The organism is Streptomyces sp. NPDC031466 (assembly GCF_055581265.1).
Map to the genome: position 1 here is coordinate 205,327 of NZ_JBVIJT010000012.1, position 21,506 is coordinate 226,832.

Below are 21,506 nucleotides of genomic sequence, written 5' to 3' on the forward strand. Positions count from 1 at the left end.
GCAGGGGTCGGCAGGGATGCGCCAAGGGCGCGACAGGGGGGCGCGGGGTGTCAGGACGCCACGTCGTCGTACCAGCGGGGCTGTGACGAGCCGCGGGGCACGAGCAGCGGGCCGCGCCAGGCGGGCGGCGTCTCGCTGAGGCTGACCGGCGGCGCCACGAGGGAGAGGTCGCCGAGCGGGGTGGCCCGGGCGATGCGCCTGGGCGAGGGCACCTGAGCCGGCACCGCGAGCCGCTCGGACTGCTCGCGCGTGAACGTGCCCAGCTCCCAGGCCCAGTTGGAGACACCGGCCAGCGAGACCTTGACCTGGTAGCTGCCGCCCTCGCGGGCGCGGCGCAGGACCGCGCTCATGACGCCGGCGGCGGCGAGATAGGCGGCCAGGTAGTCATTCAGCATGCGGCCGGGCGGCAGCTGGGGGCGCCCGTCCTGCCGCTCGCTCCAGTTGACGCCGGTCAGGGCCTGGGCGTGCTGGTCGAAGCCGCCGCGCTCCTGCCAGGGGCCGCTGTGGCCGTAACAGCGCACGGAGACGTGGATGAGACCGGGTGAGATCTCGGCGCACTCCTCGGGGCCGAGTCCGAGCCGGGCCATCTTGCCCGGCCGGTGGTTGTGCACGAACACGTCCGCGGTGCGCAGCAGGTCCTCGAAGGCGCGCCGCCCCTCGCCGCCGGCGGCCAGGGCGAGGCGGGCCGAGCGCAGGCCGACGCCGGTCTCGTTCCAGCACAGGTCGTGGTCGAAGGCGTTCGGCTCGCACACGTGCAGGACGTCGGCGCCCTGCTCGGCGAGGACCCGGCCGGCCGCGGTGCCCGCGAAGACGTGCGTGAACTGCAGGGAGCGCAGCCCGGACAGCGGCTGGGCGCCGGCCGGCAGCGGACGCGGCGGGGCGTCGCCCACCCGCTCCACGGACACGAGGGGCTCGGCGAGCACGGCCCGGCCCTGGGGGTGGTCGAGGAACTCCTCTCTGCTGCGCACGATGGCCAGCGGCACCCCCCTGGCGGCCGCCTCCTCCTCCAGGTCCCAGGAGATCCGGCCCGCGATGGCCCGGCCGATGTGCTCGCGGGTGTGCGCGGTGCCGAGCAGGTCGAGGAAGGTGTCCCGGGTGTGCGGATAGCAGGCGATCGGGATGGCCCAGCGGTCGTCCGCGGTGCGGTACAGATCCCACAGGGCGGGGCCCGGGGTGCCGCCGAGGCCGAAGACGCTGCCCATGTTGGAGCCGTAGCCGTTCAGGGTGTTGCCGCCGCCGAGGTAGGGCGTGAGCTGGTGGAGTGCCTGGCCGAGGTCGAGACCCAGCCGCTGGGGGCGGCCCGTCGCGGTACGCCAGATCTGCGCGGCGCCGACGGCGGCGGACAGCAGGGCTATCCCCATCGCCGAGCCCAGGCGCAGCGTGGAGGGCACCAGCGGGTCCCGCCCCTCCACCACCAGTTCGCTCACGGCCTCCGCACGGGACAGGCCCAGAGCCTTCAGTGTCCTGTCTAATTCACCGACCAAGTCGAATTCATTTTCATCCATGTCATGGAACATAACACCGATGTGCCATGAATAAACCATCCACCGGACGTGCGTCGGCCATTGTTTCGGGCCATCAGTCGGCTATCAGGTCACTATCAGGAACGGCTGTTTCGATTTTGGTCAGCAGTCGATTCGTAGAGAGGCGGTGGCGTGGGTGTCGCAAGATTTTCCCGCCATGGAGAAGCTGAGGCTCCTGCCGGAGCACGAGCGCCGGGAGCTCGTCGAGGAGCTGGTCGTGGGGGAGTTCAGAAGCGCCCTCTTCATGACCCCGCATGAGGAGTTCCCACTGGACATGGGCTTCCTGGACCTGGGGCTCACCTCGCTGCGGCTCAGCGAGGTGAAGCTTTCCCTGGAGCGGAAGCTGGACTGCGAGATTTCGACGGCCGCTCTTTTCGGTCACCCGACCGCCGGTCACTTGATAGACCATCTCTGTGCGTGATCCATTTCCTGACCGGAGGGAATAAATGTCGGAGGCATCGCAACCGAGCGCGGCCGAGCTGGCCGCCGTACTCGCCGAATTACGAAGCAAGGAGGAAGCGCTCGCCGCCCTCGAACGCGAGAAATACGAACCCATAGCCATCGTGGGAATGGGACTCCGCGTTCCGGGCGGGAACAACGACGTCGACACCTTCGCGCAGTTCCTGCGCGAAGGCCGCTCCGGCGTCGGGCCGCTGCCGGCCGGCGAGCGCCGCCAGATGGCCCCGGACGGCGAGGCGGCCCACGAGGACGGCGCCGGTGCGTCCGGCGAGGGAGGCGACGGCGCGGCGCGCGGAGCCGGGGACGGTGACTGGCCGCGTGGCGGCTTCGTCCACGACGTCGACCGGTTCGACGCCGCCTTCTTCTCGGTGTCCCCCAAGGAGGCCCCGTACATCGACCCGCAGCAGCGGCTGGCCCTCCAGACGGCCTGGGAGGCACTGGAGCACGCGGGCGTCGACCCCACCTCGCTGCGGCACGGCGACACCGGCGTCTTCATGGGCGTCACCACGCTCGACTACATCTTCGAGTCCACCGACCTCGCCCCCGCCGACCTCGACGGCTACCTCGCGCCCGGACTGACGCACAGCGCGGTCTCGGGCCGGCTGTCGTTCTTCCTCGGGCTGCGCGGCCCGTGCATGACCGTCGACACCACCTGCTCCTCGTCGCTGACGGCCACGCACCTGGCCGTGCAGGCGCTGCGCGGCGGCGAGTGCGGCATCGCGCTGAGCGGCGGCGTCAACGTCATCCACAACGCGCACAACCACACCATCCTGTCCCTGGGCGGGGTGCTCGCCTCCGACGGGCAGTGCAAGACCTTCGACGAGCGCGCCGACGGCTACGCCCGCGCCGAGGGGTGCGGGGTGCTGGTCCTCAAGCGGCTGTCCGACGCGCAACGGGACGGCGACACCGTCCACGCCGTGATCCGGGGCTCCGCGGTCGGCCAGGACGGCGAGAGCGCGGGCCTGGTGGCCCCCAACGGCGCCGCGCAGGAACAGGTCATGCGCTCCGCCCTGGCCCGCTGCCGCCTGACGCCGGGCGACATCCAGTACGTCGAGGCCCACGGCACCGGCACCGCGCTCGGCGACCCCACCGAGATGGACGCCATCAGCGACGTGTTCGCCGAGTCGCACACCAAGGCAGCGCCCATGGTGGTGGGTTCCCTGAAGACCAACATCGGCCACATGGAGGGCGCGGCCGGCGTCGGCTCGATCATCAAGGCGGTGCTCCAGCTGCGGGAGAAGACCGTCTTCCCGCACCTGAACCTCGTCACCCCCTCCCGGCGCATCGCCTGGGACGAAGCCCCCGTCACCGTCCCCACCGAGTGCCGCCCCTGGCCCGGCACGGGCACCGGGCGCGCCATGGTGAACGGCTTCGGCGTGACGGGCACGATCGCCTCCGTCGTCCTGGAGGAGGCACCGGCCGAGACCGCCGCGCGTACGCGGGAGGAGACCGCCGACGCGCGACCCAGCGCCGTCCTCACCCTGTCCGCCAAGAACCGCACCTCGCTGCGCCGGCTCGCCGAGCGCTACGTCGACCACCTGGCCCGGCACCCCGACACCCCGCTCGCCGACCTGTGCCGCACCTCCAACACCGGGCGCGCGCACTTCCGTCACCGGATCGCCGAGGTGGTGGGCGACCGCGACGACACGGTCCGGGCGCTGGACAAGCGCATCGCCTCCCTGGCGGCGGGCGCCACCCGCGGCGGGGGCTCGGCGGGCGTCCCGAAGGTGGCGTTCCTCTTCTCCGGGACGGGCACGCAGTACCCCGGGATGGGCGCCGCGCTCTACGAGCAGTACCCGGTCTTCCGGGCCGCGCTCGACGCGTGCGACCGCATCCTGACCCCGCTGATCGGTGTCCCCCTCGGTGAGCTGGTGCGCGGCGGGGGCGAGGCGCCCGAGCGCGTCCACGAGCCCCGCTACCTGCAGCCGGCGCTCTTCAGCCTCGAATACGCGATGGCGAAACTCTGGCTGTCCTGGGGCGTGCGCCCCTCCGTGCTGATGGGCCACAGCCTCGGCGAGTTCGCCGCCGCCGCGGTGGCCGGGGTGTTCTCGCTGGAGGACGGGGCCCGGCTGGTGGCCGCGCGCGGACGGCTGAGCGAGGCGGTGCGGGACAAGGGCGGCATGGCCGCGGTCGGCGCGCCGGCCGAGGAGGTCGCCCCGCTCCTGGAGGACTGCCCGGACCTGACGATCGGCGCGGTCAACGGCCCCGGCCAGTGCCTGCTCACCGGCGGCCACGACGCGCTGGCCGAGGTGGGCCGGCGCCTCACCGAACGCGGGGTGAAGGTCACCCCACTGCGCGGCGCCGTGCCCTACCACTCGCCGCTGATGGCCGACATCGTCGAGGAGTTCCGCGCGGTGCTCGCCACCGTGGAGTTCCGCACGCCGACCATGGCCGTCGTCTCCAACGTGACCGGCCGCGTGGCGCGCGGGCGCCAGATGGCCGACCCCGAGTACTGGATCCGGCATCTGCTCGAACCGGTGCAGTTCGAGGCCGGCGTCCGGGCGGTGGACCAGCGCGGGCGGCACGTCTTCGTCGAACTGGGCCCCTCCGCCGCGCTCACCGCGCTGGCCAGGACCTCGGCCGGTGAGGCGGACCACGTCTGGCTGAGCAGCACCTTCCGCGACGACCCCGACGGCGACATGGTCCGCCGGTCCCTCGCCAAGGCGTACGAGGCGGGCGTGCAGGTCTCCTGGGCCGGCTACCACGACGGCGCTTCACCGCGCCGGATCCCGCTGCCCACGTACCCCTTCGACGGCAAGCGGTACTGGCTGCCCACCCCGCGGCGCAGGGCCGCCGAGGCGGCCTGGCAGGCGGAGAAGACCCCCGGCGGCGAACAGGCCGCGAGCGGCGGCCTGTTCTACGAGCAGCACTGGGTCCCCCAGCCCCTGCCCGGCACCCGGCGGGAGGGGCGGCGCGTGCTGGTCGCGGGCGACCCGGCCCGGCTGCCGCGCGGGCTCGCCGAGGCGGCCGCCGCGGACGGTGTCGCACTCGCCGTGGCCACCGGCCCCACGGCCCTGGCCGAGACGCTGGACGGCGAGCCGCCCACGGACGTGTGCTGGCTGTGGCGCACCGCCCCGGAAGACCCCGGAGCCGACGGAGCAACCGGAGCGGAGCGTCTGCGCGCCGAGTGCGAGGCCAACTACCGCGATCTCCTCGCCGTCCTTGACACCCTGGGCCGCAAGGGCTTCGGCCGCGGGCAGCGGCTGTGGCTGGTCGGCGAGGGCGCGCAGCACCTGCCCGGCGACAAGTCCGCCGAACCGGCGGCGGCGGCCACCCTGTGGGGCTTCGGCCGGGCCCTCGGCATGGAGTTCCCCGGCTACCGGGTGACCCTCGTCGACCTGCCGCCCGGCGCCGACGGCGCCCCCGCTCTCGTGGGGGAGTGGCTGGCGGCCGGGGAGAGCGAGCTGGAGATCGCCCACCGCGACGGCGGGCGCCTGGTGCGTCGGCTGCGCACGGCCGACGCCGTGCCCGCGGACTCCCGGCCGCTCGCCGTCCGCGCCGACCGCACCTACGTGGTGGCCGGCGGCACGGGCATGGTCGGCCGGGCCCTGGCACACCGCCTCGCCGCCCTGGGCGCCCGCCATGTGGCACTCCTGAGCCGCACCGGCGGCCCCGCCCCCGTCCTCGGTGCCGGCGTCACGGCGAGCGTCCACGCCTGCGACCTCGGTTCCGCGCCGGACGTCTCCCGCGTCCTGGCCGAACTCGCCGAGGCCGCGCCCCCGGTGGGCGGCGTCATCCACGCGGCCCAGGAGGCCGCCCAGGACCTGCCGCTCGCCCAGCAGACCTGGGAGAGCCTGGACGCCGTCTTCCGTACGAAGGTCTACGGCGCCTGGCTGCTGCACGAGGCGAGTGCCGACCTGCCCGAGCTGGACTTCTTCCTCGGCTGCTCCACGGCCGGGGCGCTGCTCGGCGCCGCCACCCAGACCGGCGCGGGCGCCGGCAACGCCTTCCTCGACCACCTGATGGCCCAGCGCGCCGGCGCGGGGCTGCCCGCCACCGCCGTCAACTGGGGGCCGTGGGCGCCCCGGGGGCCCGGGCGGCAGCTCAGCTCCTCGCTGGTCCGCAGCTGGGAGGGGCAGGGCATCACGCTCCTCGATCAGGACGAGGCGACCGACGCGCTGCCCGCGCTGCTGGACGCCGGGCGCCCCCAGATCCTGATGGGCCACTGCGACTGGAAGCGCTTCGTGGCCCGCAGGGCGCCGAGCGCGCTCTTCGAGGACCTCGTGCCCGGGTGCGCCGCGGCCGGCGCGGGGACCGACGTCGGCTCCCTGGCCACGGCCCCCGGGGCCGCCCGCTCGGCCGGTGTCAACGCGATCGTGCGCCACCGGCTCGCGGACGTCCTGCGCTTCGAGTCGGCCGACGACGTGGAACCCGACGCCGAACTGGCCGCCCTCGGCATGGACTCGCTCAACGCGGTCGAGATCCGCAACGCCCTGGAGGCCGCCTTCCGCATCACGCTGCCGGCGTCCGTCACCTTCGACCGGCCCAGCGTGGACCTGCTCAGCGCCTACATCGAAGAGCTGCTGTCCGGTGCCGAGGCACCGGCGCAAGCGGCAGGAACAGGAGCCCACCGATGACCACGTCACCCCGCTCGCGGACGCTTCAGGAAGTGATCGCCCGGCAGGCCGGACTCCGGCCCGACCAGCCGGCCGTCGTCTGCGCGGGCCGGACGCTCACCTACCGGGAACTGGACCGGGAGAGCGAGCGCACGGCCCGGGTGCTGCGCGCGTCCGGCGTCGGCCCCGGCTCCCGCGTGGGCTACCTCGGCAAGGAGGCCGTCGAGTACTGGGAACTGGCCTTCGCCTGCGCCCGCACGGGCGCGGTCCTCGTCCCCGTCAACTGGCGGCTGACCGCGCAGGAGGTCGACCACATCCTGCGCGACTCCACCACCGAGGTGCTCCTGGTCGACGCGGAGCACCTGCCGGTGGCCGCCGAGGTCCGCAAGGGCCTGCCCTCGCTGCGTACGGTGCTGTGCCTGGACTCCGGCGCACCGCAGGCGCAGTCCCTGGCCGCCCGCAAGCGCTCGGTGGCCGCCGGCCCGGGTCCGCAGGCGCCCGGGAGCGATCCGGCGGACGGCGACGAGAACAGCCCCGTCGTACAGATCTACACCAGCGGCACCAGCGGCCTGCCCAAGGGCGTCGTCCTGCCCCACCGCAGCTTCTTCAACGTCGCCGCGGCGATGGACGACCACGGCCTCGACTGGCTCGACTGGAAGCCCGGCGACCGCAGCCTGATCGGCCTGCCCGGCTTCCACATCGGCGGCCTCTCCTACGGGATGCAGGCGTTCAACGCCGGGGCCACCGTGGTCTCCCTGCCCGCCTTCATCAGCTCCGACGCGGTACGGGTGGTCGCCGAGGAAGGGGTCACCACCGCCATCGTGGCGCCCGCCATGCTGGAGCTGATGCTCGCCGAACCGGCCGCGGGCAGGGGCGCCCTCGCCACACTGCGCAAGGTCGTCTACGGCGGCTCCCCCATCGGCGAGGAGTTGCTGAGCCGGGCGATCGAGGTGCTGGACTGCGACTTCCTCCAGATCTACGGCAGCAGCGAGACCGGCAACTTCGCCGTCTGCCTGCCGCCCGCCGACCACGTCCCCGGCAGCCCGCGCCTGCGCGCGGCGGGCCGCCCCTACCCGGGGATCGAGGTCCGCATCGAGGACCCCGAGGGCAAGGAACTGCCCGTCGGGGAGATCGGGGAGATCTGTGTGCGCACCCCGGCCCGGATGCTCGGCTACTGGCGGCTGCCCGAGGCGACGGAGCGCACCGTCGTCGACGGGTGGGTGCACATGGGCGACGCCGGCTGTCTCGACGAGGACGGCTTCCTCTACGTACGCGACCGGGTCAACGACATGATCATCGTGGCGGGGGAGAACGTCTACCCGGCCGAGATCGAGGACGCCCTCGCCCGGCATCCCGCCGTGGCCGGGGCCGCCGTGGTGGGCCTGCCGCACGAGCGGTGGGGCGAGTCCGTGCACGCCCGGGTCGTCCTGGAGCAGGGCCAGGAGGCGGGGGCCCGGGACCTGTTGCTGTTCCTGCGCGGACGTCTCGCGGACTTCAAGATGCCCACGTCGTACGACTTCGCCGAGGCGCTGCCCCGCAACCCCAGCGGGAAGGTCCTGCGGCGCGCGGTGCGCGACGAACTCGCCGCCGCGAAGGGCTGACCGGCGGCGCACGACACGGCGGTGGCCCGCCCCCTGACCGAGGGGGCGGGCCACCGCCGTGCTGTGTGCGGGCCGGTCGAAGAGCTATCCGGCGTAGTCCCGCTCGGTGAAGACGGCCGTGCGCTCCCGGTAGGCCTCGATGCTGGAGGACCAGTTGTTGACCACACGGCCGTCGCCGGTCGTGTACCAGCTTCCGCAGCCGGCGGCGAAGGCCGTGCCCGCGAGGTCCCGCCGCAACTCCTCGTTGTAGCGCCGCTGCACCTCGGGCAGGACGTCCAGGGTGCGGTCCCGGCCGGCGTCCAGGGAGCCGAGCGCCTGGAGCACGTAGTCGATCTGGCACTCCACCATGAACAGGATCGAGTGGTGACCGAGGTTGGTGTTCGGGCCGTACAGCATGAACATGTTCGGGAAGCCGTGCACGGCCACGCCGAGGTAGGCCTCCGGGCCCTCCTTCCACGCCTCGCGCAACGTCAGCAGTTTCCGTCCGACGATCTCCACCCCGCCCGTGCGGTCGAGCGGCTGGAAGCCGGTGGCGTGCACGATCACGTCGACGTCGTACCGCCGCCCGTCCGTGGTGCGCACCCCCTCCGGTTCGATGCGTGCGATGGGCTCCGTCACCAGCTCGACGTTGTCGCGGGAGAGCGCCGGGTAGTAGTCGTCGCTGATCAGGACGCGCTTGCAGCCGAACGCGTAGTCGGGGGTGAGCCGTTCGCGCAATGCCCCGTCGGCGACCTGGGCGGCCAGATGCTCTCCGGCGACCCGCCGGAACTCGTCGCGCACCGGGTTGCCGTCGTCGCGCAGACCGGCGGCCCAGCCGTCGCGTTCGCGGTAGAGGCCCTCGCGCAGAGCGGTGTAGCGCTCCGGTTCGGCGAGCAGCGCGGCCCGCTCCTCGTCCGGGAGCGCCCGGTCCTGGCGCGGCAGCAGGTAGTTCGGGGAGCGCTGGAACACCGTCAGCCGCTCGGTGGCGTCCGCGATGGCGGGCACCAGCTGGACGGCGCTGGCCGCGCTGCCGAGGCAGGCGACCCGCTTGCCCGTGACGTCCAGGTCCTCGGGCCAGCGTGCCGTGTGCACCTGGGTGCCGGCGAAGCTGTCCGCGCCCTCGACGCGCGCCCAGGCCGGCCGGTCCAGCTGCCCCCACGCGGTGATCAGCACACGGGCCCGCAGCCGCTCACCGCGCGAGGTGCGCAGCAGCCAGCTGCCGTCGTCGTCCGACCAGGTGGCGTGGGTGACCTCCACGCCGAAGCGGATGTGCTCCGCCAGCCGGTGGCTCGCGGCGAACCGTTCGAGGTTGCGCAGGATCTCCGGCTGCCCGGCGTAGGTCCGCGTCCAGTCGGGCTGCTCGCCGAAGGAGTACCAGTACAGGTGGGACTGCACGTCGCAGGCGGCGCCCGGATACGTGTTCTCGCGCCACGTCCCTCCGACGGAGTCGGCCTTCTCCAGGATCGTGAACGCGTGCCGCCCCGCCTCCTTCAGCCGGGCGGCCATGCCGAGCCCCGACATCCCGGCGCCGATGATGACGACCTCAAAGTCCTCGACCATAGTCATCCCTTTCGCAGTGTCTTTACCGTCGTCGTCGCTCACCTTGGCCAGCGGAGCTGATCGACGACTGAAGAACGGCTGATATCTCCGCCGAACCCATGAAATGACAGCGGGCCTGCAACGGAGCGACGAGGAATGGCGGGGGAATTGGGCATGCGAATGCCACCCCTTTGCCCGGTGCGCAGAGGGGCATGAAAAGGGGCACGAAAGGGGGCACGAAAGCGGAGGGAATTCGAGAAGCGGCCGATGCATATTCTGGCGTCCCGCGCTGACGCGTGACTGACGCGACAGAACGAGACCGCGGCGGTACACCCTCCGGAAGGATTCGGGGGGCGTACCGCCGCGGTCTCGTCCGCGGTCCTGGCGCACCGTGCGCGCGCAAGTCGCCTACGCGGATACGGCGGCGTCCAGGGAAGGGGCCTGGTTGAGGATCTCCCGCAGCCGCTCGCGCAGCTTGAGCGAGGGCTCCACGCCCAGCTCGTTCGCCAGCCTGTGCCGCGTGCTGTTGTACGTCTCCACCGCCTCGGCCTGTCGCCCGGTCCGGTACAGGGCCAGCATGAGCAGCTCGGTCAGGCGCTCCCGCCAGGGGTGGATGGTGCGCATGCGTTTCAGCTCGCCGATGCTGTGCACGGGGTCCGCCAGCTGTATCTCCAGCCACAGCCTGTCCTCGACGGCGCACAGCTGCTCCTCCTCCAGCGCCAGCGCCACACTCTGCGACATCGGCCCCTGGGCGACGTCCTGGAAGGGCGCACCGCGCCAGAGCGCCAGCGCCTCGCCGAAGAGCCGGTGCGCCTCGGCGGGACTGTGCCGGGTGCAGGCGCGGGCCTGGCCGGTCAGCCGGCGGAAGGCTGCCGCGTCGCTCTCCTCGCCGCCCGTCTCCAGGACGTATCCGGACGAGCGCGTGAGCAGCTCGGGCGCCCGGCCGTCCGTGCCCGCCGTCTGCTGGAGGGTCCGGCGTAACCGGTAGATGTGGGCCTGGAGCGAGTTCTCGAAGGTGGGCGGAGGGTTCTCCCCCCACAATTCGGTGTACAACTGCTCGGCGGACAGCGGCCGGCCCGCGCTCACCAACAGCGCCGCGAGCAGGGTGCGCTGCCGGTTTCCCCCGATGGAGTGGGTACGGCCGCCCGCGCGCACTTCCAACGGCCCCAGAAAGGCGAAGACGGGATCGGTTCCGCAAGCGCGCACGTCGTCGAACCGTGAATATGTGATCACTTTTTCCTCCAGTGATGAACAGTTCCCTCTATTTGCTCCAGGTCCCTTCATGACCGCAAGAGCCCATGAGCGGGAGCCGTCGCTTCCACGCCAGTGCGTGCTCCCTGCAACAAAGCTGATTCCCGATGGTGATGTCGGGGCGGACCCGGACATGTCGGACAGTGAATGTGCGCGTTTTCCACGCCTCTGCGGGGGTTATCCGGTCCCGCTCATGGCTGATTCAGTTTCCGTATTAACAATTTTTCGATCCCGGCACCGCAAAGGGACAGGACCGGGGGCGTGCGATCAGGAACCTGTCAGGTGCGGCTGCTTGGATCCCAGGGACCACTGACCATGACCCGAGAAAGAGGTGTGCGATGGGGGCTGCCCGTCAGCCGCTGCGCGTGGGGGTCCTGTTGCCGACCAGGGAACAGGCCGTCCTCGGCGAGTACGGCGTCTCGCCCCTGCTGGACTTCGCGCGGCGGGCCGAGGAACTGGGCTTCGACTCCCTGTGGACGGGTGACTCGCTCACCGCCCGCCCCCGGCTGGACCCCCTCGTCGTCCTGTCCGCCGTGGGCGCGGTGACCCGCCAGGTGCTCCTCGGCACGGCCGCCCTGACGCCGGCCCTGCGGCATCCGCTCGTGGCCGCGAGCATGGCCAGCAGCCTGGACCACGTCAGCTCCGGCCGGCTCGTCCTCGGGGTGGGGTCGGGTTTCCCGGCGCCGGAGACCGAGGAGGAACTGGCCGCGCTGGGCGTCCCGGCCACCGACGGCGCCGACCGGCTCGACGAGATCACCGAACTGTGGCGCACCGCCTGGAGCAGTACCCGGCCCGGCGCGCCGAACAGCTTCGCCGGCCGGCGCTGGCAGGCACACGGCCTGGACCGCCTGGTGTGCCCCGCCGCCCCCGACGGGCCACCGCTGTGGCTCGCCGCCGACGACACCGCCCCGGTACTGGAACGGGCGGCCCGCCGCTACGACGGCTGGCTGCCGTTCCTCACCTCCGCCGAGGCCTACGCCCGTGCCAGGCACCGCCTGGAGGACCTCTGCCGGCGCGCGGGCCGCCGGGAGGGCGCGGTGACCCCGGCCCTGTACCTGACGGTCACCATTGGCGCGGACGAGCGCGGTGCCCGGGTCGAACTCGACGACTATCTGGAGCACTGCTACGGCCGCACCCTGGAGCAGATGTCGGCCGTCCAGGCCTACGCCTGGGGCCCGAGCGAGCACTGCGCGCAGCGCCTCGCCGACTACGTGCGGGCGGGCGCCCGCCACATCGTGCTCCGCATCGGATCGCTGCGGCCGGAGACCCACCTGCGGGAGATCGCGGACGTCCTCATGTCCAAGGCCCGCCAGACGGATCAGGAGAGCGCATGACCACCACCGGCAGCCCGCGACGCACCCGCTGGTTCACCACGTCCGGGGCCGACCCGAACGCCGGCCACCAGGTGTTCCTGCTCCCGCACGCCGGCGGCACGGCACCGGCGTACCAGGCCTGGGCGGCCACCCTGCCCTCCACCATGGAAGTGCGCACCCTGCAACTTCCCGGCCGCCAGGAGAGGTTGGCGGAGGAGCCGTACACCGAGGTGGAACCCCTGGTCGACGCGCTCCTGGAGGCGTTCGAGGCCGAACTGGACGGCAGGCCCTACGTCCTGCTCGGCCACAGCTTCGGCGGCCTGCTCGCCTACCGGCTCTCCGTGGCCGCCGAGTGGAACGGCCTGCCCGCCCCCGCGCTCCTCGCGGTCTCCGCCTGGGCCCCGGGCCTCGAACCCGCCGCCGAACTGGCCCGGGTGGCCTCTATGTCGGACGACGAACTCCTCGCCCGGGTGGCCCAGCTGGGCCTGATGCAGGAGGGCGCGACGCTCGACCCGGCCACCCTGGCCTCGATCATGCCCGCGCTGCGCGCCGACTTCCTGGCCGCCGGCAGCCTGCGCGAGGACGGCGAACCGGCGCCCTGCCCGGTCGCCGCCTACTGCGGCACGTCCGACCCCATCGCCGCCCCCGCCGGCATGGCCGCCTGGGCGGACCACTGCACGGACTTCCTCGGCACGGCCGAGTTCCCCGGCAGCCACTTCTACTTCTTCGAGCACGCCGCGGCCGTCCAGCACAGTCTGGTCCGCCACCTGCGCCGGCTGACCGCGCGGGCGTGACTCGCCTATGAACCGGGGCTGGTCCGGTCCTATCGGCCGGGCCGAGCCGTCCCGCGGCCGCGGAACCGCCACAGGACGGTGGCGACGCGTACGGCGAACGCCACCGCGCCGAGCGCGGGGCCCACCACCTTCAGTACGCCCGCCACGGCGCGGGGCGGGTCGAACGCCAGCAGCGGACCGGCGGTCACCACGCCGATCACGGCGAGGGCCACGACGGCCCCGCTGATGAGCGCGTACCCGATCTCGATCGTGATCGCGTCCCGCTCGGCGGAAGTCCGCCTTCCCGTATACCCCGTGTCCATCATGGGGGGAAGTGTCACAGGCGGGCGCCCCGGCGGACAAGGGAGGCCGGCGCAAGACCTCCAGGGAAGGTGTGTGCGCACGGGCGGCTGTCGCGGGGATCGCATGCACGTGCATTAGATGACGATGCAACAATCGGGACATTCTCTGCTACCGTGCGACACATGGCGGCCAAGACAGCCGAGCAAGGGCTCGTGGAGCAATGGCGGGGCATCCTCGCGGTACACGCGCGCACGCTGTGCGAACTCGACCGGGAGCTGCACCCCCACGGGCTGGGCGCGAGCGACTTCGAGGTGCTCGACGTGCTGGCCGAAGGATCTTCGGACGACGGCGGCTGCACGTTCCGTGTGCAGGAGATCTCGGCGCAGGTCCACCTGAGCCAGAGCGCGCTCTCCCGCCTCATCGGGCGCCTGGAGAAGGACGGCCTCGTGGAGCGCGGCATGTGCAGCGAGGACCGGCGCGGGGTGCGGGTCTCCCTCACGGACAAGGGCCGCGCGCTCTACCGCGAGGTGCGGCCCGTGCAGCGGGCGGTCCTTGCCCGGATGCTCACCGGCTGAACCGGGCGCGCGTACGGGCCCGGCCGGGCGTCGGCGTCCCGCGCGTGCCGGCGGGCGTCGGCGTTCAGCGCATGACGATGGCCGACTTCTCGCGCCACAGGGCCGCGAGGGAGCGGTCGCCCGTCACCTCCGGGAACGGCAGCCGGTTCCACAGCGCCAGATAGAGCCGCGCGGCCTGCCCGGATATCTCGCAGTCGGCAGGGGCCGTGGCGCCGCGCTCGGTGACCGGCGGCCCGTCGGACAGGCGCATGGTCCAGGTCCACTCGGCGGGCGCGTCCGTGGCGCGCACCCGCAGCACCCGGGGTTCGGCGGTGCGCACCTGGCTCTTCTCGCGCGCGTGGAGGCCGAGCAGCAGTTCCTCGATCCCGTCCACGGCGAACTCGACGTCCACCGGCGAGGGGGTACCGCCGCGCGCGGACTCGGCGTCGACCCGGTGGACGGTCGTCTCGTTCGCCTGCCGCCGGGCCCAGAAGGCCAGCGGGGAGGGGGCCGGCAGGAAGGCCCAGCACTCGACGTCGGCGGGGGTCGAGGTGAGCGTGTCGACCAGCGCGGCGTGCCCTTCGCGGAACCAGTCGAGGAGCGCCGTGCCGTCGAGGTCGGGCAGCTGCCCACCGAGCCGGAACTCGGTGCGCCGCTCGGCGAGGAAGGCCGCCGCCCAGCGGTGCACCATGCCCGTGTGCCGCAGCAGGTCCCGCACCTCCCAGTCCGGGCAGGTGGGCACCTTGGCGTCGGGCCCGGCCTCCTCGGCGGCCCGGGCGAGCAACCGCCCTTCGTCGCTGACCACTTGAATGTGCCGGGAAATGTCCATGCGGGGATTGTGTCGGATGGAGCGCGCTCGAACGGGAGCGTGTGGGAGATGTCAGACCGTTTCCGCGGAGCGCTTGCGCTCCGGGCGTCCCGTGTGTTCCGGTTCCGGGCGTTCGCTCCGCTCCGTGCGCCGGGTCGCGAGGCCGACGCACGCGGCGACCCCCGCGAGCACGGCGACGCTCGTCAGGGCGACCGGCAGGGAGTACCAGTCGGCCATGAACCCGATGAGGGGTGGCCCGACGAGCATGCCGCCGTATCCGAGCGTGGAGGCGGTGGCGACCCCGTCGGGTCCGGCGAGCGCCCCCGCCCGTTCGACGGCCACGGGGAAGATGTTGGCGAGGCCGAGCCCGGTGACGGCGAATCCGGCGAGGGCCAGGCCCGCGGAGGGCGCGAGCGCGCCGAGCAGCATGCCGGCGCACGCGGTGGCGCCGCCGGCGACGACCGTACGGGTCCGGCCGAGCCGCTCCAGCAAGGTGGTGCCCAGCAGGCGGCCGACGGTCATCGCGAAGGCGAAGCACGAGTATCCGGCGGCGGCGACGCCCGGGTGCGCGTGCAGGTCCTGCTCCAGGTGCAGGGGACCCCAGTCCGCGATGGCGCCCTCGCCGTACGCCGTGCACAGCGCGATGAGCCCGAAGACCAGGACGAGGCCGCGGGTGCGACGGTCCATGCGGCGCGAACCGCCCCGCCCGGCCGCCGCGGCGGGGCCGGCGGACCCGGTGGGGGAGTGCGCCCGCAGGAGTTCCGCCGCGCCCGGCCGCAGCAACGTGGGCGCCGTCACGGCCGTGACCGCGAGGCCGGTCACCGTGATGCCGAGCAGATGGGGCGTGGGGGAGAGGTGCCCCGCGACCAGGCCGCCGAGCCCCGCGCCGACCATGCCGCCCAGGCTGAACGCCGCGTGGAAGCTCGGCATCACGGGGCGCCGCAGGGCGCTGACCAGATCGACGGCGGCGCTGTTCATCGCGACGCTGATGCCCCCGTACGCGGCCCCGAAGGCCAGGAGGACGAGCCCGAGCACGAGGACCGAATCCGTCAGCGGCGGCAGCGCGACGCTGAGCGGGAGCAGCACTCCGCAGGCGACGGTCACCGGGAGGCTGCCGTAACGCCGGCAGAGGCGGCCGGTCAGCGTCATCGTGACCACCGCGCCGGCGGAGACGGCGAGCAGGGCGAGCCCCAACTGGCTCGCCGAGGCGCCGGTCCGCTCCTTGATGGCGGGGACACGGACGACCCATCCGGCGAAGACGAAGCCGTCGAGGGCGAAGAAGACGGTGAGGGCCGCACGCAGGCGGCGCAGGGCGGGGTCGGTGGGCCGCGACGCCGCGGTCCCGAGTTTGTTTAGTAGCGGCACAAAGTCAGGGTAGGGGTGCGCACCGGTCTCGTACAAGACGATTCGGCGACCGGGGTCGGCGAAGGGCGGGGCGGGGAGCCGGCCCCGGAAGCAGCGCCGGGCCACGCACCGGCCCGTCGGACGAGGGCGCCCGCGCGTGACCCGGCTCCTCGGCGGAAGGCCCCGGCCCCCTCGCCGGGAACGGGCGGATGGCCTGCGGACGACGATGCCGTGTACGGAGCAGGCGATGCCGTGTACGGATCATGGGAGACTCGCCCTCATGAACGGCAAGGCTGACCCCCGCGCCGAGGGGGAAGTGACCACGCGTACCCGCCTGGAGCGGGGCCGCGGCGCGCTGGGCCCCGCGCTCGAACTGGTCCACACCGGGCGCGCCCCCACCCGTGCCGTCCTCACGGCGGAGCTGGGCGTCACCCGCGCCACGGCGGGCGCCGTCGCCGCTGAGCTGGAGGCGCTCGGCCTGATCCGGATCGACGCCAAGCCGAGCGCGGCGGCGGGCTCGCAGGGCAGGCCCTCGCACCGGCTGTCCGTCGCGGACGAGGGGCCCGTCGTGCTGGCGGCGCAGGTGCACGCGGACGGCTTCCGCGCCGCGCTGGTCGGCCTCGGTGGCCGCGCCGTCGCGACCGCTCCCGGCTGCGAGACCGTCGACGCCGACCCGGCCCAGGTGCTCCGCTCCGTGGTCGACGCGGGCGCGCGGCTGCTGCACGAGACCGGCAGGCGCTGTGTGGGCGCGGGCCTCGCGGTGCCGTCCGCGGTGGCCGAGCCGGAGGGCACCGCGCTCAATCCGCTGCACCTCGCCTGGCCCGCGGGCGCGCAGGTGCGCGAGATCTTCACCGAGTGCGTGCGGGCCGCGGGCATCGAGGGGCCGGCCTTCGCGGGCAACGACGTGAACCTCGCGGCCCTCGCCGAGCACCGTCACGGCGCGGGCCGCGGCGCCCGGGACCTGCTGTGCGTGGCGACCGGACACCGGGGTGTGGGCGGCGCCCTCGTCCTTGACGGCCGTCTGCACACCGGGAGTTCGGGCCTCGCCCTGGAGGTCGGCCACCTCACCGTGCACCCCGAGGGACGGCCCTGTTACTGCGGGAGCCGGGGCTGCCTGGACGTCGAGACGGACCCCCTCGCCTTCTTGACGCAGGCCGGCCGCGAGCCGGGCCCCGAGGGGCTGCTCGTCCAGGCCCGGGCCCTGCTGCGCGACGCGTACGGCGACCCGGCGGTGCGCGCCGCCGCCGAGGCGCTGATCGACCGGCTCGGCCTCGGTCTCGCGGGCCTCGTCAACATCCTCAACCCGGACCGGATCATCCTGGGCGGGCTGCACCGCGCCCTTTTGGAGGCCGACCCGGAGCGGCTGCGCGCCGTGGTGGCGGACCGGAGCCTGTGGGGGCGCAGCGGCAGCGTGCCGATCCTCGCCTGCACGCTGGACCACAACAGCCTGGTGGGGGCCGCGGAGCTGGCGTGGCAGCCGGTGCTCGACGACCCCCTGGGGGCGCTGGGATAGGAACGGCCGGGCGGTGGCCGTGGGCGTCGTGGCGACGGCCGCCTGGGCCGGACGGGAGCTACACCTTCTCGGGCACCTCCGGGCCGGGGACCGCGGGGCGGGCGGCCTCGATCGGTGCCGCCGCGCTCGTCCTCTCCCCGGCCCGGTGGCGCAGCGCGTCCGGCACCAGCGTGCCGAGCCCGAGCGCGGCGAGTCCCGCGCCGATCCACAGGGGTGCCCGCAGCCCGAAGGCGTCGATGGCGGGGCCGCCGACGGACGTGGCGATGATGATGCCGAGGGTGATGAACGAGGAGTGGACGGTGTTCACCAGCGGCCGCGCGTTGCCGGCCCGCTGGACCCGGGTCGCCAGGGCCGGGTTCATGGTGACCCCGACCAGCCCGATGCCCATCAGCAACGCCACGGCGGGCACGGCCAGTTGGGCGAAGAGCGCGAATGCCGCCAGGAAGGCGACGTTCAGCGTGAGCCCCGCGACGAGGACGGCGACGGCGCGGCGGTCGGCGAGCCGCCCCACGATCGTGTTGCCGACGACGGTGGCGGCCCCGTACGCGATGAGCAGCAGGGGGACGGTCCCGGTGGCGAAGCCGGTGACCTCGGTGAGGATCGGGTTGAGGTAGCTGAAGGCGGAGAAGGTGGCACCGATGACGAAGGTGCTGGTGGTGAGGGTCAACCACAGGCGCCGCTTGCGGAAGGCGCCCAGCTCCGCGCGGAGACCGCCGCTCTCCTCGGCCCCGCCGTCCGTACCCGGCACGCCGGCGAGCGTGGCGAGCGCCGCGAGCACGGTCAGGGCGGTGATGGCCCAGAACGCGGCGCGCCAGCCCAGGTGTTCGCCGACGACGGTGGACAGCGGCAGGCCGAGCAGGGTGCCGAGCATCAGCCCGTTGAGGGCCACGGCGATGGCGCGCCCACGCATGTCGGGCCGGGTGAGGCGGGAGGCGAGGGAAATGGAGACGCCGAAGAAGGCCTGGGACGCGATGCCGGTGAGCACCCGGGCCACCAGCATCGTGCGGTAGTCCGGCGCGAGGGCGGCGAGCACGTTGCCGATGAGAAAGATGCCGAACAGCAGCATGAGCGCGGTTTTCTGACGCAACCTCAGGAGGGCCACGGTGAGGCAGGGCCCGCCGAGGGCCATCGCGGCGGCGAAAGCGGTGATGAGGTAGCCGATCTCGGGGATCGTGGCGTGCAGCCCCTCGGCCAGCTGCGGCATCAGGCCTGCCACCACGAACTCGCTGGTCACCATGGCGAAGATGCCGAGGGCCAGGATGTATACGGCACGGGGCATGACGGTGTGCTCCTGTCGGCGCGGAGTGCGCTTGTTTTGGATGGGTCAGTACAAAACGAGGGCATGCGAAGGCGAGGAAAGCGTGTGTGGGGCCCGACTCCGGGGCCGGTCAGCGAACCGCCAACGCGTCGAGGGCGGTCTCGGCGATGGCCTCCAGGGCGGCGCGGTCGGCACCGCCCTGCGCGGAGATCCGCATTCCGCCGATGACGGCGTTGACGTAGCGGGCGAGGGTGTCCGCGTCCCGCTTCCGCGTGATGTCGCCGTCCCGCTGCCCGGAGCGGATCGTGGCCCGCAGCGCCGTGAGCCGGATCGCGAGGTCCCGCTCCAGCATCGCGGCCGACTCCGGGTCGCGCGCGGCGAGTTCGACGGTCGTGTTGACGGTGAGGCAGCCGATGCTGCGCCCGTCCTCGCGGTGCTCGAACTCGCCGTCGATGATGCGGGCGAGCAGCGCGCGGACGCGCTCCGTCGCCGACCGCTCCCCGTCCTCGAGGATCTCGAGCTGGGCGGCGTTCATGCTCTGCATGTAGCGGGCCAGGGCGCGCCGGAACAGGTCGTGCTTGCTGGTGAACGTGTTGTAGATGCTGCTGCGGCCCAGGCCGGTGGCCTCGCACAGATCCTGGGTCGAGGTGGTCTCGTAGCCGTTCACCCAGAACGCGTGCATGGCCGCGTCCAGGGCCCGTTCCTCGTCGAAAGTCCTCGGGCGGGCCATGGGGAGACCGTACAGGTTTTGGAACGGGCGGTGCAATACGTTCCTACGCCCACTCGACCCCGAACGCCCGTCCCGCGTTGACCGTGAGCATCAGTTCCACCGGCTCCGCGCCGACGGCGGCCTCGAGCCGGGTCCGCACTCCCCGCAGCAGATGGGGCATCCCCGGCCCGCCCCGCACCGACCTCGCCCCTGCCGTGGTCGTGTCGCCGCCCAGCAGCAGGCGGTCCGCGTACCCCGCCTCCGCCAGGGCGCACACCGCTTCCGGCATGCGCCAGTCCGTGGCGTGATGGGCGCGGGAAGGGCCGTCGAAGGCCAGGAAGACACCTGCCTCGGCGGCCCGGCGGTGGACGGCGAGGTCGGGGGAGCGGTTGAGGTGCCCGAGGATCACCCGGTGCGGGGCGACCGCCAACTCGCCGCACAGCAGGTCGAGTACGTCCAGCGCGGCGGTGCCCAGCTCCAGGTGGACGGCGATCGGCGCGCCCGTCGCGTGGTGCGCCTCGGCCGCCGCGCCCATCGTCCAGCGCGCGTGGGCGTCCAGCCCGTGGAAACCGCCCGCGACCTTGATCAGCCCGGCGCGTACACCACAGTCCCCGATGCCTTCCGTGATCTCGCGGACGAACAGCTCCGCGAGCCCCTCGGCGCGCAGCCGCGCCGGCAGCTCCGGTGGGTAGTGCACGGCTTGGTGCAGGCCCGTCGCGGCGACGATCCGTACACCGGTCGCCCGGGACAGCTCCGGCAGGCGGGCCGCGTGCCGCCCCATCCCGTACGGCGTCCACTGCACGACGCCGCGCCCGCCCGCCGCGTGGAACGCGGCCAGCTCCTCCGCCGCGGCTTCCACCGAGTCCAGCTCCTGGCCCGGCAGTTGCGGGCTGCGCAGGAAGAGGTGGTCATGGGCGTCGCAGACGCCGAGGTCGGCCGGGGCGATGTCTCCGAGGACGGTACGTACCGTGGGGGCGGCGCCGGGGTCCGCCGGGTTCACCACTGCCGTCCCGTCGCCGACTTCTCGCGTTCGGGCGCGGACAGGTGCAGCACCTGGAAGACCTCCCCGGGGCCCTGGGGCGCCGCACCCTCCCAGAGCGAGAAGTGCACCGCCTCCCAGGTGCGTGGGTCGATCGCGGTCAGCGCGCCCACCGCGCCGTCGTGCCGCACCGACCGCCGTGCCTCGTCGGCGAGTTGCTCCACCAGCTCGGGCAGGCGTGACGTCGCGGGGATCGGTCTGCGGTGGCGTACCGCCGTCCGCGGTGTCACGGAGGGTGCGCCCGTGTCCTCGTACGCGAGGACCGACCAGTGCTGCACCACCGGCCGCCCGAAATCGTCGGCGAGCTGCTGGAAACCGGGCCCCCACAGGAAGGAGTTCATGCCCGCGGCGGTGTTCCAGCAGTAGAACGGCGCGTACTGGTTGACGGGCGAACCGTCCTTGCCGCGCTCGCGCATCAGGTACGCCTTGAAGCCGAGCCCGGCGAACGCGTCGAGGAGGTGGCCCTTCGAGGCGACGCGGTGGCGGATGATCCCCATGTCGTAGTCGGCGGGCAGTGTGATCTCGTACTGCATGGCACGCATCGTGTACTTCCTTGGTGACGGGCTCAGTTGGGGTAGGCGTCGGCGGCGACCAGGGCGCCCCAGTCGGCGGTCGTCCCGTCCTCGGCCGCCTCGACCACGGCCAGATGCGTCATGAACGTGCGTGGCCCTGCGCCGTGCCAGTGCGCCTGGCCGGCCTCGATCCACACCGTGTCACCCGCCCGGATGGGCTCCACCGGGCCGCCCTCGCGCTGCACGAGGCCCTCGCCCTCGGTGACGTGGAGGACCTGGCCGTGCGGGTGGCGGTGCCAGGCGGTCCGGGCGCCGGGCGCGAAGTGGACACTGAACATCCGCAGGCGTGAGGGGGGCGGAGGCGCGGCGATCTCGTCGAGCCAGACCGTGCCGGTGAAGTGCTCGGCCGGGCCCGGCCGGCTGTCGGGCCGATGACGGGTGATGTGCAACGGATGTTCCCTGCTTACTCGTT

General features: G+C 73.3%; 18 protein-coding genes. 7 read left to right on the plus strand and 11 right to left on the minus strand.

What is annotated here, in order from left to right:
* Positions 1 to 50: 50 nt before the first annotated feature.
* Positions 51 to 1,505, minus strand: coding sequence for a CoA transferase (locus ACZ5GP_RS28860; RefSeq protein WP_468753617.1), 1,455 nt, complete (start codon positions 1,503 to 1,505; stop codon positions 51 to 53).
* Positions 1,506 to 1,680: 175 nt separating this feature from the next.
* Between ACZ5GP_RS28860 and ACZ5GP_RS28865 the strand changes: the two genes are divergently transcribed.
* Genes ACZ5GP_RS28865 through ACZ5GP_RS28875 form a run of 3 tightly spaced genes read left to right on the plus strand, consistent with a single transcriptional unit; the run spans position 1,681 to position 8,139 of the window.
* Positions 1,681 to 1,944: an acyl carrier protein gene (locus tag ACZ5GP_RS28865; protein WP_358579287.1), complete on the plus strand. Its 264-nt coding sequence runs from the start codon at positions 1,681 to 1,683 to the stop codon at positions 1,942 to 1,944.
* Between the two features lie 25 nt (positions 1,945 to 1,969).
* On the plus strand, positions 1,970 to 6,559 hold the full coding sequence (locus ACZ5GP_RS28870; protein ID WP_468753618.1) for a type I polyketide synthase: 4,590 nt from the start codon (positions 1,970 to 1,972) through the stop codon (positions 6,557 to 6,559).
* A complete protein-coding gene (locus ACZ5GP_RS28875; protein ID WP_468753619.1) occupies positions 6,556 to 8,139 on the plus strand; it encodes a long-chain-fatty-acid--CoA ligase in 1,584 nt (527 codons plus the stop codon). Before ACZ5GP_RS28870 ends, ACZ5GP_RS28875 begins: the two co-directional genes overlap by 4 nt.
* 84 nt (positions 8,140 to 8,223) lie before the next feature.
* Here ACZ5GP_RS28875 and ACZ5GP_RS28880 read toward each other — a convergent pair whose 3' ends face one another.
* The gene (locus tag ACZ5GP_RS28880; RefSeq protein ID WP_468753620.1) at positions 8,224 to 9,678 is read right to left on the minus strand and encodes a flavin-containing monooxygenase; all 1,455 of its coding nucleotides are present in this window, start codon (positions 9,676 to 9,678) and stop codon (positions 8,224 to 8,226) included.
* A 387-nt stretch (positions 9,679 to 10,065) separates the two neighbouring features.
* The gene (locus ACZ5GP_RS28885) at positions 10,066 to 10,890 is read right to left on the minus strand and encodes an AfsR/SARP family transcriptional regulator (RefSeq protein WP_468753621.1); all 825 of its coding nucleotides are present in this window, start codon (positions 10,888 to 10,890) and stop codon (positions 10,066 to 10,068) included.
* A gap of 356 nt (positions 10,891 to 11,246) precedes the next feature.
* On the opposite strand from ACZ5GP_RS28885, the gene ACZ5GP_RS28890 reads away from it, so the two are divergent.
* Together ACZ5GP_RS28890 and ACZ5GP_RS28895 are read left to right on the plus strand one after the other, a co-directional pair.
* Positions 11,247 to 12,242 (plus strand): LLM class flavin-dependent oxidoreductase, encoded by a 996-nt coding sequence (locus ACZ5GP_RS28890; protein WP_468753622.1) that lies wholly within the window; start codon positions 11,247 to 11,249, stop codon positions 12,240 to 12,242.
* A complete protein-coding gene (locus ACZ5GP_RS28895) occupies positions 12,239 to 13,015 on the plus strand; it encodes a thioesterase II family protein (RefSeq protein WP_468753623.1) in 777 nt (258 codons plus the stop codon). Before ACZ5GP_RS28890 ends, ACZ5GP_RS28895 begins: the two co-directional genes overlap by 4 nt.
* 29 nt (positions 13,016 to 13,044) lie before the next feature.
* Here ACZ5GP_RS28895 and ACZ5GP_RS28900 read toward each other — a convergent pair whose 3' ends face one another.
* Positions 13,045 to 13,320: a DUF6332 family protein gene (locus ACZ5GP_RS28900; RefSeq protein WP_468753624.1), complete on the minus strand. Its 276-nt coding sequence runs from the start codon at positions 13,318 to 13,320 to the stop codon at positions 13,045 to 13,047.
* A gap of 159 nt (positions 13,321 to 13,479) precedes the next feature.
* Between ACZ5GP_RS28900 and ACZ5GP_RS28905 the strand changes: the two genes are divergently transcribed.
* Positions 13,480 to 13,872: a MarR family winged helix-turn-helix transcriptional regulator gene (locus ACZ5GP_RS28905; protein ID WP_468753625.1), complete on the plus strand. Its 393-nt coding sequence runs from the start codon at positions 13,480 to 13,482 to the stop codon at positions 13,870 to 13,872.
* 64 nt (positions 13,873 to 13,936) lie between these two features.
* Here ACZ5GP_RS28905 and ACZ5GP_RS28910 read toward each other — a convergent pair whose 3' ends face one another.
* Together ACZ5GP_RS28910 and ACZ5GP_RS28915 are read right to left on the minus strand one after the other, a co-directional pair.
* Positions 13,937 to 14,680, minus strand: coding sequence for a maleylpyruvate isomerase family mycothiol-dependent enzyme (locus ACZ5GP_RS28910; RefSeq protein ID WP_468753626.1), 744 nt, complete (start codon positions 14,678 to 14,680; stop codon positions 13,937 to 13,939).
* 51 nt (positions 14,681 to 14,731) lie between these two features.
* Entirely contained in the window at positions 14,732 to 16,024 is a 1,293-nt protein-coding gene (locus ACZ5GP_RS28915) for an MFS transporter (protein ID WP_468753627.1), read from the minus strand.
* 259 nt (positions 16,025 to 16,283) lie between these two features.
* Here ACZ5GP_RS28915 and ACZ5GP_RS28920 point away from each other — a divergent pair, with 259 nt between their 5' ends.
* Positions 16,284 to 17,516 carry an ROK family protein gene (locus tag ACZ5GP_RS28920; protein WP_468753628.1) on the plus strand — a complete coding sequence of 411 codons (1,233 nt, stop codon included), beginning with the start codon at positions 16,284 to 16,286 and terminating at the stop codon, positions 17,514 to 17,516.
* Between the two features lie 58 nt (positions 17,517 to 17,574).
* Here the strand turns inward: ACZ5GP_RS28920 and ACZ5GP_RS28925 are convergent, their stop codons facing one another.
* The 5 genes from ACZ5GP_RS28925 to ACZ5GP_RS28945 form a co-directional block, all read right to left on the minus strand.
* Positions 17,575 to 18,795 (minus strand): MFS transporter, encoded by a 1,221-nt coding sequence (locus ACZ5GP_RS28925; RefSeq protein ID WP_468753629.1) that lies wholly within the window; start codon positions 18,793 to 18,795, stop codon positions 17,575 to 17,577.
* A 109-nt stretch (positions 18,796 to 18,904) separates the two neighbouring features.
* Complete coding sequence (locus tag ACZ5GP_RS28930) at positions 18,905 to 19,504, minus strand: TetR/AcrR family transcriptional regulator (RefSeq protein WP_468753630.1); 600 nt, start codon at positions 19,502 to 19,504, stop codon at positions 18,905 to 18,907.
* A 43-nt stretch (positions 19,505 to 19,547) separates the two neighbouring features.
* Positions 19,548 to 20,483 (minus strand): phosphotriesterase family protein, encoded by a 936-nt coding sequence (locus tag ACZ5GP_RS28935; RefSeq protein WP_468753631.1) that lies wholly within the window; start codon positions 20,481 to 20,483, stop codon positions 19,548 to 19,550.
* Positions 20,480 to 21,064 carry a DUF4865 family protein gene (locus ACZ5GP_RS28940; RefSeq protein WP_468753632.1) on the minus strand — a complete coding sequence of 195 codons (585 nt, stop codon included), beginning with the start codon at positions 21,062 to 21,064 and terminating at the stop codon, positions 20,480 to 20,482. Before ACZ5GP_RS28940 ends, ACZ5GP_RS28935 begins: the two co-directional genes overlap by 4 nt.
* Before the next feature lie 23 nt (positions 21,065 to 21,087).
* The gene (locus ACZ5GP_RS28945) at positions 21,088 to 21,483 is read right to left on the minus strand and encodes a (R)-mandelonitrile lyase (protein ID WP_468753633.1); all 396 of its coding nucleotides are present in this window, start codon (positions 21,481 to 21,483) and stop codon (positions 21,088 to 21,090) included.
* Between the last annotated feature and the right edge of the window lie 23 nt (positions 21,484 to 21,506).